The organism is Delftia sp. HK171 (assembly GCF_001886655.1).
GTDB lineage: Bacteria > Pseudomonadota > Gammaproteobacteria > Burkholderiales > Burkholderiaceae_C > Comamonas > Comamonas acidovorans.
The window spans coordinates 1048530-1065193 of sequence record NZ_CP018101.1; the positions used below are offsets into that span (position 1 = coordinate 1048530).

At 68.6% G+C, this 16664-nt stretch carries 16 protein-coding genes; 9 read left to right on the plus strand and 7 right to left on the minus strand.

Annotated features, from left to right (window positions below):
• Positions 1-255 precede the first annotated feature (255 nt).
• The gene (gene pyk, locus BO996_RS04765) at positions 256-1692 is read left to right on the plus strand and encodes a pyruvate kinase (protein ID WP_012202862.1); all 1437 of its coding nucleotides are present in this window, start codon (positions 256-258) and stop codon (positions 1690-1692) included.
• A gap of 76 nt (positions 1693-1768) precedes the next feature.
• Here the strand turns inward: pyk and BO996_RS04770 are convergent, their stop codons facing one another.
• Both BO996_RS04770 and BO996_RS04775 read right to left on the minus strand, forming a co-directional pair.
• Positions 1769-2338 (minus strand): phosphatase PAP2 family protein, encoded by a 570-nt coding sequence (locus BO996_RS04770; protein ID WP_071954148.1) that lies wholly within the window; start codon positions 2336-2338, stop codon positions 1769-1771.
• A gap of 12 nt (positions 2339-2350) precedes the next feature.
• The gene (locus BO996_RS04775) at positions 2351-3127 is read right to left on the minus strand and encodes a phosphatase PAP2 family protein (protein WP_071954149.1); all 777 of its coding nucleotides are present in this window, start codon (positions 3125-3127) and stop codon (positions 2351-2353) included.
• Between the two features lie 93 nt (positions 3128-3220).
• Here BO996_RS04775 and BO996_RS04780 point away from each other — a divergent pair, with 93 nt between their 5' ends.
• The 3 genes from BO996_RS04780 (at position 3221) to fba (ending at position 6495) form a co-directional block, all read left to right on the plus strand.
• The gene (locus tag BO996_RS04780; RefSeq protein WP_071957025.1) at positions 3221-3919 is read left to right on the plus strand and encodes a response regulator transcription factor; all 699 of its coding nucleotides are present in this window, start codon (positions 3221-3223) and stop codon (positions 3917-3919) included.
• On the plus strand, positions 3916-5301 hold the full coding sequence (locus BO996_RS04785) for an ATP-binding protein (RefSeq protein ID WP_043825424.1): 1386 nt from the start codon (positions 3916-3918) through the stop codon (positions 5299-5301). Before BO996_RS04780 ends, BO996_RS04785 begins: the two co-directional genes overlap by 4 nt.
• A 129-nt stretch (positions 5302-5430) precedes the next feature.
• Positions 5431-6495, plus strand: a complete 1065-nt coding sequence (gene fba / locus BO996_RS04790) for a class II fructose-bisphosphate aldolase (protein WP_013804528.1) — start codon at positions 5431-5433, stop codon at positions 6493-6495.
• A 57-nt stretch (positions 6496-6552) separates the two neighbouring features.
• Here the strand turns inward: fba and BO996_RS04795 are convergent, their stop codons facing one another.
• Together BO996_RS04795 and BO996_RS04800 are read right to left on the minus strand one after the other, a co-directional pair.
• Complete coding sequence (locus BO996_RS04795; protein ID WP_071954150.1) at positions 6553-7389, minus strand: sulfite exporter TauE/SafE family protein; 837 nt, start codon at positions 7387-7389, stop codon at positions 6553-6555.
• A 132-nt stretch (positions 7390-7521) separates the two neighbouring features.
• Positions 7522-8307: a nucleotidyltransferase family protein gene (locus BO996_RS04800; protein ID WP_071954151.1), complete on the minus strand. Its 786-nt coding sequence runs from the start codon at positions 8305-8307 to the stop codon at positions 7522-7524.
• Between the two features lie 117 nt (positions 8308-8424).
• Here BO996_RS04800 and tkt point away from each other — a divergent pair, with 117 nt between their 5' ends.
• From tkt to BO996_RS04820, 4 genes are all read left to right on the plus strand, one after another.
• Positions 8425-10470, plus strand: coding sequence for a transketolase (tkt, locus tag BO996_RS04805; RefSeq protein ID WP_012202870.1), 2046 nt, complete (start codon positions 8425-8427; stop codon positions 10468-10470).
• Positions 10471-10579: 109 nt separating this feature from the next.
• Entirely contained in the window at positions 10580-11581 is a 1002-nt protein-coding gene (gap, locus tag BO996_RS04810; RefSeq protein WP_012202871.1) for a type I glyceraldehyde-3-phosphate dehydrogenase, read from the plus strand.
• Positions 11582-11708: 127 nt separating this feature from the next.
• The gene (locus BO996_RS04815) at positions 11709-11942 is read left to right on the plus strand and encodes a hypothetical protein (RefSeq protein WP_071954152.1); all 234 of its coding nucleotides are present in this window, start codon (positions 11709-11711) and stop codon (positions 11940-11942) included.
• Between the two features lie 70 nt (positions 11943-12012).
• Entirely contained in the window at positions 12013-12372 is a 360-nt protein-coding gene (locus BO996_RS04820) for a tRNA-binding protein (protein WP_071954153.1), read from the plus strand.
• A 28-nt stretch (positions 12373-12400) separates the two neighbouring features.
• Here BO996_RS04820 and BO996_RS04825 read toward each other — a convergent pair whose 3' ends face one another.
• From BO996_RS04825 to BO996_RS04835, 3 genes are all read right to left on the minus strand, one after another.
• A complete protein-coding gene (locus tag BO996_RS04825; protein WP_063327476.1) occupies positions 12401-13375 on the minus strand; it encodes a tripartite tricarboxylate transporter substrate binding protein in 975 nt (324 codons plus the stop codon).
• The gene (locus tag BO996_RS04830) at positions 13372-14625 is read right to left on the minus strand and encodes a M20 aminoacylase family protein (RefSeq protein WP_071954154.1); all 1254 of its coding nucleotides are present in this window, start codon (positions 14623-14625) and stop codon (positions 13372-13374) included. The genes BO996_RS04825 and BO996_RS04830 overlap by 4 nt, the downstream gene beginning before the upstream one ends.
• Positions 14626-14758: 133 nt before the next feature.
• On the minus strand, positions 14759-15652 hold the full coding sequence (locus tag BO996_RS04835; protein WP_071954155.1) for a LysR family transcriptional regulator: 894 nt from the start codon (positions 15650-15652) through the stop codon (positions 14759-14761).
• Positions 15653-15793: 141 nt separating this feature from the next.
• On the opposite strand from BO996_RS04835, the gene dkgB reads away from it, so the two are divergent.
• The gene (gene dkgB / locus BO996_RS04840) at positions 15794-16615 is read left to right on the plus strand and encodes a 2,5-didehydrogluconate reductase DkgB (protein ID WP_071954156.1); all 822 of its coding nucleotides are present in this window, start codon (positions 15794-15796) and stop codon (positions 16613-16615) included.
• The last annotated feature ends 49 nt before the right edge of the window (positions 16616-16664 follow it).

The window sequence follows — 16664 nt, forward strand, 5'->3', positions numbered from 1 at the left end:
AAAACTGCTTTCACAGGCGGCAGGCATGGCGGCGTGCCTGCACCGGCGATGCTGCGCTGCAGCATCAAAACCCATAGCGGCAAAGGCCAGACGCCACGGTGCTTTGCGATGCGCTGCGTGCCGCGCCTGCGCGATCTGCGGGGTGCCTGGGGCCTGGCTTTCAGCCCCTGGCCACATGCCGGAATGTTGCCTTCATGTAACCGCATTCGTGTGAGAATTGAAACCCGATTACAAACCCTGAGCGAGAGACATTCCATGCAAGTCCGCCGTGCCACCAAGATCGTCGCCACCCTGGGCCCCGCTTCCAGCGACCCGCAACTGCTGGAACAGATGGTGCGTGAAGGCGTCAACGTGGTGCGCCTGAATTTCAGCCACGGCAAGGCGCAGGACCACATCGACCGCGCCACCATGGTGCGCGAGGCGGCCCAGCGCGCAGGCCGTGAGGTGGCCATCATGGCCGACCTGCAGGGCCCCAAGATCCGCGTCGGCAAGTTCGCCGAAGGCAAGGTCATGCTGGAGCCCGGCGCGCGCTTCGTGCTCGACGCATCGCGCACAGCGCCCGGCGACCTGGGCGGCGTGGGCCTGGACTACAAGGAGCTGCCGCGCGACGTGAAGCCCGGCGATGTGCTGCTGCTCAACGACGGCCTGATCGTGCTCACCGTGGACCATGTGCGCGGTGACGAGGTGCACACCACCGTGAAGCTGGGCGGCGAGCTGTCCAACAACAAGGGCATCAACAAGCAGGGCGGCGGCCTGACGGCCCCGGCGCTGACGGCCAAGGACATGGAGGACATCAAGACCGCCATGAGCTTCCAGGCCGACTACGTGGCCGTGAGCTTTCCCAAGAACGCCACCGACATGGAGATGGCGCGCCAGCTGTGCAACGTGGCTGCTGCCCAGTACGGCCACAAGCCCGGCCTGATCGCCAAGATCGAGCGTGCCGAGGCCATTCCGCGCCTGGAAGAGATCCTGCATGTCTCCGACGGCATCATGGTCGCCCGTGGCGACCTGGCCGTGGAAGTGGGCAACGCGGCCGTGCCCGCGCTGCAAAAGAAGATGATCCGCATGGCGCGCGACATGGACAAGTTCGTGATCACCGCCACGCAGATGATGGAGAGCATGATCACCAACCCCGTGCCCACGCGCGCCGAGGTCAGCGACGTGGCCAACGCCGTTCTGGACGGCACGGACGCCGTCATGCTCAGCGCCGAGACCGCCGCCGGCAAGTACCCGCTGGAGACCGTGCAGGAAATGGCCAAGATCTGCGCCGCCGCAGAAGCCGCCGAAGACCCGGACAGCGATGCCGAGTTCACCGGCCGCCAGTTCTCGCGCATCGACCAGTCGATCGCCATCGGCGCGCTGTTCACGGCCCACCACCTGGGCGCCAAGGCCATCGTCGCCATGACGGACAGCGGCTCCACCGCGCTGTGGATGAGCCGCCACCGCATCCACATCCCCATCTACGCGCTCACGCCCAAGATCTCCACGCAGCGCAAGATGGCCATGTACCGCAACGTGCGCCCCCTGCTCATGGACACCAGCGCCGACCGCGACACCGCGCTGGACCAGGCCGAAGGCCATCTGCGCGCGCGCAACATCGTGCAAAGCGGCGATGTCTATGCCATCACCTGCGGCGAGCCCATGGGCCAGCCCGGTGGCACCAACATGCTCAAGATATGTCGTGTGAACTGATGCGCACGCATCCGCTGCGCGTCAGTGATTGAACCCGACCCGGGACAGGCCCACAGGCCTTCCCGGGTTTTTTGTTTCAGAGCGTGCCTGAGCCCAGGCGTGCCAGCAGCGGCCCGCCTGCACGGCGGCGCCACAGCGCGGCATTCCAGACCAGGGTGGCGCTGCAGATGCCCACGATGGCACCGCCGACCACATCGGACGGGAAGTGCACGCCCAGGTGCACGCGGCTCCAGCCCATGCCCAGGGCCAGCGACCAGGCTGACACCATGACCCAGCGGCGGTGGCGCGTGCAGCCCAGGGTCAGCGCCTGGGCCAGGGCAAAGGCGCCCGTGGCGTGCATGCTCGGAAAGCTGGAGCGCAGCGCGTGTTCCACCCATTGCACGCCCATGCCCAGCTGGGCAGGACGCGGCGCTGGGAAGCCCCAGCGGATCAGCCGCGCCACGGCCCAGGCGGCCAGCATGGACAGCAGGCCCAGCACCAGCGTGCGGCGCAGGGCGGGCGAGCCGCGCAGCAGCCCGGCCATCACGGGAACGGCGCACAGCGAGGGAAGCCAGGAGGAGATGGCGCGCGCCGCCTCGATCGAGATGGCGGGCGTTTGCGCGTTGGCGTTCAGCAGTGTGAACAGGGCGGGGTCCAGGGGCAGCATGGCAATGCTCGATCAGGGTGCGGAAGGCGGAAGGCTGGCGGCGGGCCACAGGGAGTCAGGCGCGCTGTCCCGGGTGCGCAGCGCACGCGTGACCGCCAGGTCGAAGAGCCAGCCAGCCGTCCAGCACAGCCAGCCGGTCCACAGCGTGTGGCTCATGAAATGGGCGCCGCGCATCTGCTGGGCCAGGCCCATCGACAGGCCTGCGGCCAGCGAGACGGCCAGCCAGATCCAGGCTGCGCGCGGTGCATGGCGGCGCAGCGCGAAATAGCCGGCCAGAAAGGCGAAGCCTGCCGAGGCGTGGCCTGCGGGAAAGCAGCGGCCCGGCCCGCCATCGGCCAGGCCCAGCGACCAGTGCGAGACATGGCGCGCCACACCACCGAACTCGGCCAGGTCCCAGGGGCAGCTGGTCGCGCTGGTGTACTTGAGCAGCGAGATCAGGGCCAGCGACAGCAAGATGCCCGCCACCAGCTGCACGCGCCGCCCATGGGGCAGCAGACGCAGCGGGCCCACGGGCCGCCAGACGCACAGCGTCAGGCCCAGCACCACCAGCCAGGCCAGGCGGCGTGCGCCTTCGTGGGCGATGTTCACGAAGAACCAGTCCGAACGCAGCGCAAAGCCATCGGCGCCGCCAAACCAGCGGGCCATGGACAGGTCCAGGGCGCTGGCATCCCAGGCCAGGACCACGGCCAGGGCCGCCAGGGTCCACAGCAGGGTGCTTTTGAAGGAGGGGCCCTGCGCGGGGGCTGCGGAGAAATCTCGGGGTTCAGGTGTCGGCATGGCCGGCAGCATGAGAAGCGCGGCTTAAACCCGTCTTAACGCATGCCCCGGCGTGCGGCCATCGTCTGGCGCCGCAGCCGGCAGCGGTCATTGCACAATGCGCGCATGCGAATACTGGTCGTCGAAGACAACGCGGGCATTGCCGCAGGCCTGCAGGCCAATCTGCAACAGCGCCGCTATGCGGTCGATGTGTGCGCCACCGTGGCCGAGGCCTGGCATGCGCTGGAGATGGAGCGCTTCGACGCCGTGCTGCTGGACCTGGGCCTGCCCGATGGCGACGGCAGCGAAATCCTGCGCCGCCTGCGGGGCCCGCGCCGCCCGGGTGGCGACAGCCAGGCCCTGCCGGACCCCAACACGCCCGTGCTCATCCTGACCGCGCGCGACCAGGTGCGCGAGCGCATCGCCGGGCTGGACCTGGGTGCCGACGACTACCTGGTCAAGCCCTTCGACATCGACGAGCTGGAGGCGCGGCTGCGCGCCATGCTGCGCCGCGCAGGCGGCCAGGCGGCACCCGTGATCCGCCATGGCGAGCTGGAGGTCGACCCGGCCGCGCGCACCGTGCGCCGCGACGGAAAGCTGGTGGAGATGTCGCCGCGCGAGTTCTCGGTGCTCTGGGTGCTGCTGCAGGCGCGCGGGCGCGTGCTCTCGCGCCAGCAGATCGAAGAGCACCTCTACAGCTGGGGCACGGCCGTGGAAAGCAATGCCGTCGAAGTCCACATCCACCACCTGCGCAAGAAGCTGGGCAATGCCAGCATCGTCACCATGCGTGGCGTGGGCTATTTCCTGCCCGTGGAGAACACATGAGCACCGCGCCGGACCGCCGCCCCTCGCTGATCTGGCATCTGATGGCCTGGATGCTGGGCGCGCTGGTCGTGGTCTGGGCCAGCTTCGTGGCGCTGGGTTACCAGACCGGCGTGCATGAGGCAGACGAGCTCACCGACGGCCACCTGGCCGGCGTGGCTGCGCTGGTGCTCAACCTGGAAGTCGCAGGCGCCGTAGGCCAGGGAGCAGCCACGCCCGTGCATGAGCCCCCCGGCCTCATGGCCCACGACTACCAGCAGTCGCTGAGCGTGGCCCTGTGGGATGGCTCGGGCCGGCTCATCTCGCGCACGGGCGATGCGCCCGAGCCCTCCTTCGACACCGAGCAGGGCTTTGCCACCCTGCGCCTGGGCCCGGAGCGCCGTGCCTGGCGCAGCTTCACCCAGTGGAGCCGCGACCACGCACGCAAGGTCAGCGTGATGATCGAGCTGCAGGAGCGCGACGAACTGGCCGACGACATTGCGGGCCAGATGGTCGAGCCCGGCCTGTGGCTGCTGCCCGTGGTGGCGCTGGCGCTGGGGCTGGCCATTCGCCGGGGCATGCGGCCGCTCAACGAACTCTCGCGCGAGGTGGAGCGCCTGGACCTGGCCCAGGCCGAGCGCGTCTCGCACCGCCACGCGCTGCGGGAATTCATGCCCGTGGTGAACTCCATCAACACCTTGCTGGACCGCCAGCAGGAGGCGCTGGAGCGCGAGCGCAGCCTGGCCAACGAAGTGGCCCATGAACTGCGCACGCCGCTGGCCTCCATCGCCTTGCAGGCGCGGGCCCTGGGCGATGCGCCGGCCGGTGCCATGGACGCCCCGGCCCAGCGCCAGGCGCTGGCGCAGATAGGCCGGGACGCGCTGCATGCCGGCCATGTGCTCAGCCAGCTGCTGGCACTGGCGCGCGCCGGCCGCGCCATGCTGGCCGAGCCGCCCGTGCCCGTGGACCTGGCCGCGCTGGCCCGGCAGGTGGTGGCCGCCCATGCGCAGGCGGCCTGGCAGCGCGACTGCAGCCTGTCCGTGCAGGCGCCTGAGGCACTGGGCGTGATGGGCAATGCCGTGCTGCTGGAGCTGGCGCTGCGCAATCTGGTGGAAAACGCCCTCAAGCACACGCCGCACGGCACGCAGATCGAAGTCCAGGCCGGGCAGGGGCCCGACGGCGAGGTCTGGCTGCAGGTCTGCGACGACGGCCGCCGTAGCGACGGCCGCCGCGATGGCGCCGAGCGCGCGGCAGCGCCCGTGGACAGCCTGCACCTGGGCCACGAGATCGTGGCGCGCGTGCTGCGCGCCCACCAGGGAAGCTTTGGCGAGGCCGCGCCGCCCGAAGGCTTCACGACCTGCTACCGCATGGGAATGCCCGGGACAGGGTTGGCGGCAGCTGGTTAAAATCGCCAGTTACCAAGCGGTTACTGCCGCGATCCCCCGGCCGTGGCCCCGCAGCGCACCCATGACGCAGCGGCGGCTGCCATGCGGCAGGGGCATCCCCCTCTCAACAACTTGATACGGACCCTACACATGCCTCTCGTTTCGATGCGCGAACTGCTGGACCACGCTGCCGAAAACGGCTACGGTCTTCCCGCCTTCAACGTCAACAACCTGGAGCAGGTGCAAGCCGTGATGTCGGCCGCTGACGAAGTGGGCGCGCCCGTCATCCTGCAGGCCAGCGCAGGCGCCCGCAAGTACGCCGGCGAGCCCTTCATCAAGCACCTGATCCAGGCCGCTGCCGAGCAGTATCCCCACATCCCCCTGGTCATGCACCAGGACCACGGCACCTCGCCCGCCATCTGCCAGGGCGCGCTGAACCTGGGCTTCGGCTCGGTGATGATGGACGGCTCGCTGATGGAAGACGGCAAGACGCCTTCCTCCTTCGAATACAACGTGGACGTGACCCGCAAGGTCGTGGAAATGGCCCACAAGCTGGGCGCCACCGTCGAAGGTGAGCTCGGCTGCCTGGGCTCGCTGGAAACCGGCATGGCCGGCGAGGAAGACGGCGTGGGCGCCGAAGGCGTGCTCGACCACTCGGCCCTGCTGACCGACCCCGAGGAAGCGGCCCAGTTCGTCAAGGCCACGCAGCTGGACGCGCTGGCCATTGCCATCGGCACCAGCCACGGCGCCTACAAGTTCACGCGCAAGCCCACGGGCGACATCCTGTCCATCCAGCGCGTCAAGGAAATCCACGCGCGCCTGCCCAACACCCACCTGGTCATGCACGGCTCCTCCTCCGTTCCCCAGGAACTGCTGGAAATCATCCGCCAGTACGGCGGCGCCATGAAGGAAACCTACGGCGTGCCCGTCGAGGAAATCCAGGAAGCCATCAAGCACGGCGTGCGCAAGATCAACATCGACACTGACATCCGCCTGGCGATGACCGGCGCCGTGCGCAAGTTCCTGGCCGAGAACCCCGAGAAGTTCGACGCCCGCGAATGGCTCAAGCCCGCCCGCGAAGCCGCCAAGCAGATCTGCAAGGCCCGCTACATCGAGTTCGGCTGCGAAGGCCAGGGCGCCAAGATCAAGGGCTACACGCTGGAGCAGATGGCCGCCAAGTACGCTGCCGGTTCGCTGCAGCAGGTCGTGAACTGATCGGTTCCTTCCCCTTCAAAAAAAGCCCGCCGGTCCGCCCGGCGGGCTTTTTTGTTGTCAGCGCTGCGCGGGGGCTGCGGCCGGGGTCCGCTGGGGTACGGCCATGGCCATCTCGTCATCGGGCACCACGGGCTGGGGGTGGCTGGCGTTCCAGCCCGACACCAGCAGGCTGGTGCCCGACAGCACCAGCAGCAGGCAGACCATCCATTCGACCAGCCGCTTGGGCAGGGCGGGCGGATGGCGCATGTGCAGCCAGGTCACCACCGTCACCACGGGAAAGGCCAGGGCCGCCGCCAGCAGCACGCTGGCGGTGATCTCGCCCTCCCAGGCCACCATCACCAGGCGCAGCAGCGCGCAGGTGAGGAACATGGCAAACAGGCACTGGCGCACCACCAGGCGGTCCAGCGGCTGGCGGTACAGGTGGTAGACCATGGGCGGGCCCGGCGTGGCAAACAGCCCGCCCAGCACCCCCGATGCCACACCGGCCACCCACAGCGACAACGGCCCCGACACCTGCGCGTTGACCTGCTTTTGCAGCAACAGCAACAGCGCGCAGGCCACGATGGCCAGGCCCAGCAGCATGCGCAGCCCGCTCAGCGCATTGCCGCTGAGCCACTGCAGCAGCAGCACGCCGCCGATCACGCCGATGACGCTGCTGATCAGCATGGGCTTGAGCAGCGTCCACTGCGGCACCTGGCGGTGGGCGCGCAGGTAGGCCACGCCGTTGACCACGGACAGCAGGCAGGCCACGTTGGCCGCATCGCCAATGCCCATCAGGTGCGTGGCACCGGCCACGCCCACGAAGATCAGCCCGAAGGCAAAGCCCGTCAGGTTCTGGCAAAACGTCGCCAGGCCCACCAGGGCCAGGAACATCACATACTGGATCACGCTCATCGAAAGGCTTTCTGGCGCGCCGCTGCGCCGAACCGGCGACGCTATCACGAAGCGCCCGCCGCTGCCTGCAGGTGCAGCGGGCAGGGCGCCAAGCCGCCGATCGCCAGGCCGCACTCACCGACGCGCGGTGTATCAGCCCGGCGCGTTGAGGCGTTCCAGCCGCTCGGGCGTGCCCACGTCGGTCCAGCGGCCCGTGTACAGGCTGGCCCCCACCTGGCCGGCCGCCATGGCGCGGCGCAGCAGCAGTACCAGCGGCACGCGCCATCCCTCGGGGTTGCCGGGCGGGATGTCGCACCAGGGCGCGGCAAACAGCTCGGCGCGCAGCAGCGCAATGGTGCCGTAGGTCTGGCGCGGGCGGGCATCGCCCTCGGGCCAGTCGCAGGCCAGGCCCAGTTCGTCCACGCCGAAGTCGCCGCGCGGGTGGTGCTCGGGGTTGGGCACCAGCCACAGATGGGCCAGGCGGCCGCTGGCCGCGAATTCCCGGGCGGCCTCGAACGGAAAATCGAAGTCGGGCGCGTAGACGTCGCCGGCCGCCAGCCAGAACACATCGCCCAGCAGCGGCAGCGCGCGCGCAATTCCGCCGGCGGTCTCCAGCGCCTGCTCGGGCTCGGGGGAATAGGCCAGATGCAGCGGCTCGCCCCCGTTGTCAGGCACGAATTGGGGGCCGAATCGCGCCGGAATCTGCGCGCCCAGCCATCCCGTGTTGACCACCGCGCGGCGCACGCCCGCCCGGGCCAGCGCCTGCATGTGGTGCTGCAGCAGCGGCTGGCCCTGCACCTGCAGCAGGGGCTTGGGTGTGGTGTCGGTCAGCGGCCGCATGCGCTCGCCACGGCCTGCGGCCAGCAGCGTGGCAGGCGGCTGTTCGGTGAGGGAAAGCGCCTTGGCGGCGGGGAACGGCGGGATGGGCTGGGCGGTCATGGAGGGCAACTGTAGACCATTGCCAGCGGCCATTGCCCCGCGCCCGGGAGCCGAAAACCCCAGTCCTTTAAAATGGTCGGCTTATTCTGATTACCCCCTCCTTCACGGAGCGCCCTGATGGCCAACACTCAACAAATGGCGAATGCGATCCGCGCACTCGCAATGGATGCCGTTCAACAAGCCAACTCCGGCCACCCCGGCGCCCCCATGGGCATGGCCGACATGGCCGTGGCACTGTGGAGCCGTCACCTCAAGCACAACCCCGTCAACCCGCAATGGGCTGACCGTGACCGCTTCATCCTGTCCAACGGCCACGGCTCCATGCTGATCTACGCGCTGCTGCACCTCACGGGCTACGCGCTGCCGATCGACGAGCTCAAGAACTTCCGCCAGCTGCACAGCAAGACGGCCGGCCACCCCGAAGTGGGCATCACCCCCGGCGTGGAAACCACCACCGGCCCGCTGGGCCAGGGCATCACCAATGCCGTGGGCTTCGCGCTGGCAGAAAAGCTGCTGGCTGCCGAATTCAACCGTCCCGGCCACGCCATCGTCGACCACCACACCTACGTGTTCCTGGGTGACGGCTGCCTGATGGAAGGCATCAGCCACGAGGCCGCGGCCCTGGCCGGCGCCTGGAAGCTGGGCAAGCTGGTGGCGCTGTACGACGACAACGGCATCTCCATCGACGGCAAGGTCGCCCCCTGGTTCATCGACAACACGCCCGCCCGCTTCGAAGCCTATGGCTGGAACGTGATCCGCGACGTGGACGGCCACAACGTCCAGGCCCTCGATGCCGCCATCGCCGCTGCCAAGAAGAACAGCTCCAAGCCCACGCTGATCTGCTGCAAGACCAGCATCGGCAAGGGCTCGCCCAACCGCCAGGACACGGCCAAGGCCCACGGCGAGCCCCTGGGCGCCGAGGAAATCGCGCTGACCCGCGCGGCCCTGGGCTGGGAGCACGGCCCCTTCGACATCCCCGCCAGCGTCTACGGCGACTGGGATGCCAAGGCCGCCGGCGCCAAGGCCGAAGCGGCCTGGAACAAGAAGTTCGCCGCCTACGCCAAGGCCTTCCCCGAACTGGCTGCCGACTTCACGCGCCGCATGGCCGGCGACCTGCCTGCCAACTTCGGCGAGATCGCCGCGCAGATCGCCTCCGACGCGCATGACGCAGGCGCCACCGTGGCCAGCCGCAAGGCCAGCCAGCTGGCCCTGGAAGGCCTGACCGCAGCCCTGCCCGAACTGCTGGGCGGCTCGGCCGACCTGACCGGCTCCAACCTGACCAACACCAAGAGCACGCCTTCGCTGCGCGTGGACGACAAGGGTGCCGTGGTCCTGACCGAAGACGGCAAGATCGGCCGCCACATCAACTACGGTGTGCGCGAGTTCGGCATGGCAGCCATCATGAACGGCATCGCCCTGCATGGCGGCTACATCCCCTACGCAGGCACCTTCCTGACCTTCAGCGACTACAGCCGCAACGCCATCCGCATGGCCGCGCTGATGAAGCAGCGCGTGGTCCACGTCTTCACGCACGACTCCATCGGCCTGGGCGAAGACGGCCCCACCCACCAGTCCATCGAGCACGCCGCCTCGCTGCGCCTGATCCCTGGCCTGGATGTCTGGCGCCCTGCAGACACCACGGAAACCGCCGTCGCCTGGACCGTGGCCCTGAGCCAGAAGAACAAGCCCACGGCCCTGCTGCTGTCGCGCCAGAACCTGGCCTACGCAGCCAAGACCGAAGACGCGCTGGACGACATCGCCTGCGGCGCCTACGTGCTGTCCGAGCCCAAGGCCGTCGGCCTGAACAAGAAGGCCCAGGCCGTCATCATCGCCACCGGCTCCGAAGTGCAACTGGCCCTGGCCGCCCAGAAGCTGCTGGCCGAGCGCAAGGTCGCCGTGCGCGTGGTCTCCATGCCCAGCACCACCACCTTCGACAAGCAGGACGCCAAGTACAAGAGCCAGGTGCTGCCGGCCAACCTGCCGCGCATCGCCGTGGAAATGGGCGTGACCGACTTCTGGTGGAAGTACGGCTGCGCCGCCGTCGTCGGCATCGACACCTACGGCGAATCGGCCCCAGCGCCCGTGCTGTTCAAGCACTTCGGCTTCACGGCCGAGAACGTGGCCGACACCGTGCAGGCTGCGCTGCAGCGCGCCGGCAAGTAAAGCTGCGAGAAGGGGCCTGTGGCCCCTTTTTGCCGCCCGCCAGGCCCGGCCTGGCCCTCACCGTTTCAGTTTTTCCGTTTTTCGCAATCCGTCAATCCAAGAGGCAAATATGACGATCAAGATCGGTATCAACGGCTTCGGCCGCATCGGCCGCATGGTGTTCCGCGCTGCCGTGCAGAACTTCAGCGACATCGAAGTCGTGGGCATCAACGACCTGCTCGAGCCCGACTACCTGGCCTACATGCTCAAGTACGACAGCGTGCACGGCCGTTTCAAGGGCGAGGTCTCGGTGGAGGGCTCCAACCTGATCGTCAACGGCAAGACCATCCGCCTGACGCAGGAGCGCGACCCCGCCAACCTGAAGTGGAACGAAGTCGGCGCCGACATCGTGATCGAGGCCACCGGCCTGTTCCTGACCGACGAGACCGCACGCAAGCACCTGGCTGCCGGCGCCAAGAAGGTCATCATGTCCGCGCCTTCCAAGGACAGCACCCCGATGTTCGTCTTCGGCGTGAACTGCAAGACCTACGCCGGCCAGGACGTGATCTCCAACGCCTCCTGCACCACCAACTGCTTGGCTCCCGTGGCCAAGGTGCTCAACGACAAGTGGGGCATCAAGCGCGGCCTGATGACCACCGTGCACGCTGCCACCGCCACGCAAAAGACCGTGGACGGCCCCAGCAACAAAGACTGGCGCGGCGGCCGCGGCATCCTGGAAAACATCATTCCCTCCAGCACGGGCGCAGCCAAGGCCGTGGGCGTGGTGATTCCTGAGCTCAACAAGAAGCTGACCGGCATGTCCTTCCGCGTGCCCACCTCCGACGTGTCGGTGGTGGACCTGACGGTGGAGCTGAACAGCGAAGCCAGCTACGAAGAGATCTGCGCCGAAATGAAGGCCCAGTCGCAAGGCGCGCTCAAGGGCGTGCTGGGCTACACCGAAGACAAGGTCGTGGCCACGGACTTCCGCGGCGAGTCCTGCACCTCGGTGTTCGATGCCGAAGCCGGCATCGCCCTGGACAAGACCTTCGTGAAGGTCGTGTCCTGGTACGACAACGAGTGGGGCTACTCGAACAAGTGCCTGGAAATGGTGCGCGTGGTCGCCGCCAAGTAATCCTGGCGCGAACCGCTGCGGGGCCTGTCGAAGGGCCCCGCATCAGGCCGGCATCGGACGCGATGCCGGCCTTTTTCATGGAGGCTGCGACACTGGCGGCCTGTTCAACTCCCGTGATTCGACCGCCATGCAACCCGCCCTTTGCAGCGTCTGCAACAAGGACCCGACGCAGGAACCCGGTCCGCTGCACGGAGACTGGCTGTGCTTTGCCGACCATTGCGCCGAGCAGGCCGGCATGCTGTCCCATCCGCGGGGACTGGCCTATTTCTGCTCTGTGCACCTGCCGGCGGCGAAGGCCCTCACGCATTTGCCGCAGCAGGAAGCGATGGCACGGCTGGCGCATGCCTGCGCGCGTTCGTGAGCCCGCCACTGTTCCGCACTGCAAGCGTTGCTCGACAGAGCCGGCACCGGCGGCGCGGCATCATGGCCGCATGACTATTTCATCCGCATTGCACGAGACCATTGGCTTTGACGACTTCCTCAAGGTGGAGCTGCGCGTGGGCCGCATCGTGGACGCCCAGGTGTTCAAGGAGGCGCGCCGCCCCGCCTATGTGCTGCAGGTCGATTTCGGCCCCGAACTGGGCCTGCGCAAATCCAGCGCCCAGATCACGGCGCTGTACCGGCCCGAGGAACTGATAGGCCGCCAGGTGGTGGCCGTGCTGAACTTTCCCAGCAAGCAGATCGGTCCCATGCGCTCGGAATGCCTGGTCACGGGATTCCACAACGAGAACGGCGAGGTGGCGCTGTGCGTGCCAGACCGCGAGGTGCCGCTGGGCACCAAGCTGCTGTGACGGCCTGGGTGACTATTGGCCTGGGTGACTATTCGATGCGCACGTCGGCCGCTTTGACGATGCGCCCGGACGCTTCCCAGTCGTCCTTGAGCAGGCGCTGGAATTCGGCGGCCGGCAGGGTGGCGGCTTCCACGCCCACGCGGGCCAGGCGCTCCTGGACCACGGGCTCGGCCAGCACCTTGCGCACTGCGGTGTTGATGCGCTCCACTTCGGCGGGCGGCGTGCCGGCCGGGGCCAGCAGGCCCAGCCAGGAGTCGAAGGCATAGCCGGGCACGCCGGACTCCGCCACCGTGGGCAGATCGGGCAGGAAGCGCGACCGTTGCTGGCCCGAGTAGGCCAGCAGTTTGACGCGTGGATCCTTCTGGAAGGCCAGCATGCCGATGGTGGCGCCCGTGACCAGCTGCACGCGGCCGGCCAGCAGCTCGGTCGTGGCATCGCCCGTGGATTTCATGGGGATGTGCTGCAGCTTGATGCCCGCCTGCGCGGCCAGCGAGGCCGAGGCCAGGTGCGAGGCGCTGCCATTGCCGGCCGACGCATAGTTGAGCTGGCCCGGCTGGGCCCTGGCGCGCTGCAGCAGCTCGCCCAGGGTCTGCACGCCCGAGGCGGCCGGCACGCCCACCACATAGCCCGTGCGGCCCAGGAAGGAAACGCCAACGAAGTCCTTGAGCGGGTCATAGGGCAGCTTCGCGTACAGATGGCCGGCCAGGTTGTGGCTGGCCGCAGCCAGCACCAGGGTGTTGCCGTCCGGCGCGGACTTGGCCACCTGGGCCGTGCCCACGCTGCCACCCGCGCCCGCCCGGTTTTCCACCACCACGGTGGCGCCCAGGGCCTGGCCCAGTTCATTGCTGAAAGTGCGTGCCACCGTGTCCTGCGTGGCGCCTGCGCCGAAGGGCACGACGATGCGGATCACGCGTTCGGCATGCACGGCCGGTGCCAGTCCCAGGGCCAGGGCTGCTGCCAGCAGAACGCGGCGGGTGACGGGAGAAGGATGAGAGGTTTTCATGGGGAAGTGTCCTGGGTGACGGCAAGCCACCGCTCCACCAGCCGCACGAAGTAGCTGGCGCCGATGGCAAGGATGTCGTCGTTGAAGTCGTAGGAGCGGTTGTGGATCAGGCAGGGGCCGTCGCCATGGCCGGGCAGTCGGTGATCGCCCTGGCCGTTGCCGATGAAGGCGTAGCAGCCGGGCCGCGCCTGCAGCATGTGGGCGAAGTCCTCGGCCGCCAACACGCCGGGGAACTGCGTGTCCACGGCGCCGTCGCCCGCGACCTCGCGCATCACGGCGGCGGCGAAGGCGGCCTCGGCCGCGTGGTTGACCAGCGGCGGCGAGGCGCGCCGGAAATGGATCTCGGCCCTGCAGCCATGGGCCAGGGCCGTGTGCTCGGCCTGGCGGCGCAGGGCGGCTTCGAGGATGTCCAGCGCCGCCACGGAGAAGGTGCGCACCGTGCCGCCCACCCAGGCGCTGTCGGGAATCACGTTGGGCGCGTCCGAGCCCTGGATCTGCGTGACCGCCAGCAGCGCGCGTTCGCGCGAATCCACATGGCGCGCGACCAGGGTCTGCAGCTGCTGGGCCAGGTCAATGGTGGCGGCCACCGGATCGGTGCCCGTGTGCGGCAGCGAGGCATGCGTGCCCTGCCCGTGCAGCACGATGCGGAAGGTGTTGCTGGAGGCCATGAGCGCGCCCGGGTTGAGCGCGAAGCTGCCCACGCGGTCCAGCGCGAAGTTGTGCAGTGCGAAGACCGCATCGCAGGGGAAGCGCTCGAACAGGCCTTCGTCGATCATCCTGCGTGCGCCGGCCTTGCCCATCTCTTCGGCCGGCTGAAAGATCAGGTGCACCGTGCCCGCGAAGTCGCGCGTGCGCGCCAGATGCCAGGCCGCGGCCAGCAGCATGGTGGTGTGGCCGTCATGGCCGCAGGCATGCATGCGGCCTGCGTGCTGCGAGCGGTGGGCGAACCGGTTTTCTTCCTGCAGCGGCAGCGCATCCAGGTCGGCGCGCAGGCCGATGGTGCGCGTGCCGTGGCGTGCGTCCGTATGCCTGCCGCGCACCACGCCCACCACGCCCGTGCCGGCCAGGCCGGTGTGCACCTCCACGCCCCAGGAGGCCAGGCGTTCGGCCACGATGGCCGAGGTGCGGTGTTCCTCGAAGCCCAGCTCGGGGTGGGCATGCAGGTCGCGCCGCAGGGCCACGAAGGGCGCCATGTCGGCAAAGCTTTCGATCAGGTGGGGCAAGGCGGTCTCCGGCCGCAGCCGGCCCATGCCTGCTGCGGCGAATCCCGGATTCTGTAAAACCGCCAGCCCTGCGGCAACGAAGCAAAACGCATATGCATGCGCCCTGCATGCACAAGCCGAACGGGCCGATCAAGCCGTTCAGGCGGACGTCACACGGCCCTCAGGACTGCGCCATGCGCTGCGCGAGAAAGTCCAGGAAGGCCGTGATGCGCGCGGCCAGCGCCGTGTTGCGGTAGTAGACGGCGTGGATGGGCTGGCGCTGCTGCACGGTCTCGCGCGCCAGCACCTGCACCAGCTCGCCCTGGGCGCGGTCGCGCACGGTCATGAAGTCGGCCAGGCAGACCACACCCTGGCCGGCCAGGGCCAGCTGGCGCATGGTCTCGCCGCTGGAGGCCGTGAGCTGGGGCGCGGCATCCCAGCGGTCGCCGCCATCGGGCGTGCGCAGCGGCCAGTGGTTCAGGCCCGGCACCTGGCTGTTGCCAATGCGCTGGTGGCGCGCCAGCGCGGCCACGCTCGCCACGGGGCCATGGGCCTGCAGGTAGGCGGGGCTGGCCAGCACGCGCAGCAGGCTGTGGCACAGCAGTCGCGCATGCAGCGTGGAGTCGCGCAGCTCGCCGATGCGGATGGCGATGTCGGTGCGCTGGGCCAGCAGGTCGATGTGCAGGTCATCGGTGTTCAGCTCCAGCGTGATCAGCGGATAGAGCGCGCGGAACTCACCCACCAGCGGCACGATGGCATGCAGCATGAAGGGCGAGGCCGCGTTGACGCGCAGCAGCCCGGCCGGCGCCTGGCGCCGCGCGGCCAGTTCCTCCTCGGCCGCGTCCAGGGCCTGCAGCACCTCGCGCGCGCGGGCCAGGAAGCGCTCGCCTTCCTCGGTCAGTTCCAGGCTGCGCGTGGTGCGCCGCACCAGTGTGGTGGCCAGCTTTTTCTCCAGGCGCGACAGGCTGCGGCTGATGCCCGAGGTGGTCTGTCCCAACTGCTCGGCCGCCGCCGTGATGCTGCCGCAGTCGATCACGGCGCGAAAGGCCTGCAACTCGTCCAGGGTGGTTTTCATGGGGCGCCAGCTTGGCGCAATTGTTGCTGCAGCGTCAAATATTTTCTGCTGATACCAGGCTTTATCTGCAAGCGTTAACCCGCCAGACTGCAGTCTTCGGGGCGTGGTTCCGCGCCTTGTTTGCTTTTTTGAAAGACCTGCATGACATCGACTGCCTCTCTCGCTTCCGTGGTGCCCGCGTTCGGCCTGGGCACCTTCCGCCTCAAGGATGAGGTGGTGCGCCACTCCGTGGGCCAGGCCCTGGAGGTGGGCTACCGCGCCATCGACACCGCCCAGATCTACGGCAACGAGGCCGATGTGGGTGCCGCCATCGCCGCCAGCGCCGTGCCGCGCGATCAGCTCTTTCTCACCACCAAGATCTGGACCGAGAACCTGTCCGCCGACGCGCTGATCCCCAGCCTGGAGCGCAGCCTTGAAGCCCTGCGCACCGACCATGTGGAGCTGACGCTGATCCACTGGCCCTCGCGCAGCGTGCCGCTGGAGGACAGCCTGGGCGCGCTCATGCGCGCCAGGGAGCAGGGGCTGACGCGCCACATCGGCGTGTCCAACTTCAACATCGCGCTGCTGCAGCAATCCATTGCCGCCGTGGGCGCCGCGAACATCGCCACCAACCAGATCGAACTGAGCCCCTATCTGCAAAACCGCGCCGTCACCGACTTCGCACGCCAGCAGGGCATTCACACCACCTCGTACATGACGCTGGGCTACGGCAAGCTGCTGGCCGATCCCGTGCTGGCCGATATCGCCGCCGCCCACGGCGCCACGCCCGCCCAGGTGGCGCTGGCCTGGGCCATGGCCATGGGCTATGCCGTCATTCCCTCGTCCACCCAGCGCGCCCACCTGCAGGCCAACCTGGACAGCTGCCAGCTGGTGCTGGGCGCCGAAGACATGCAGCGCATCGCCGCGCTGGAATGCGGCGACCGCCAGGTCAGCCCTGACGGCCTGGCTCCCGCCTGGGATTGAACGGGGCTGGGATCGGGGGCCTGCGCGGCCCGGCGGGCTTTGACCTGGA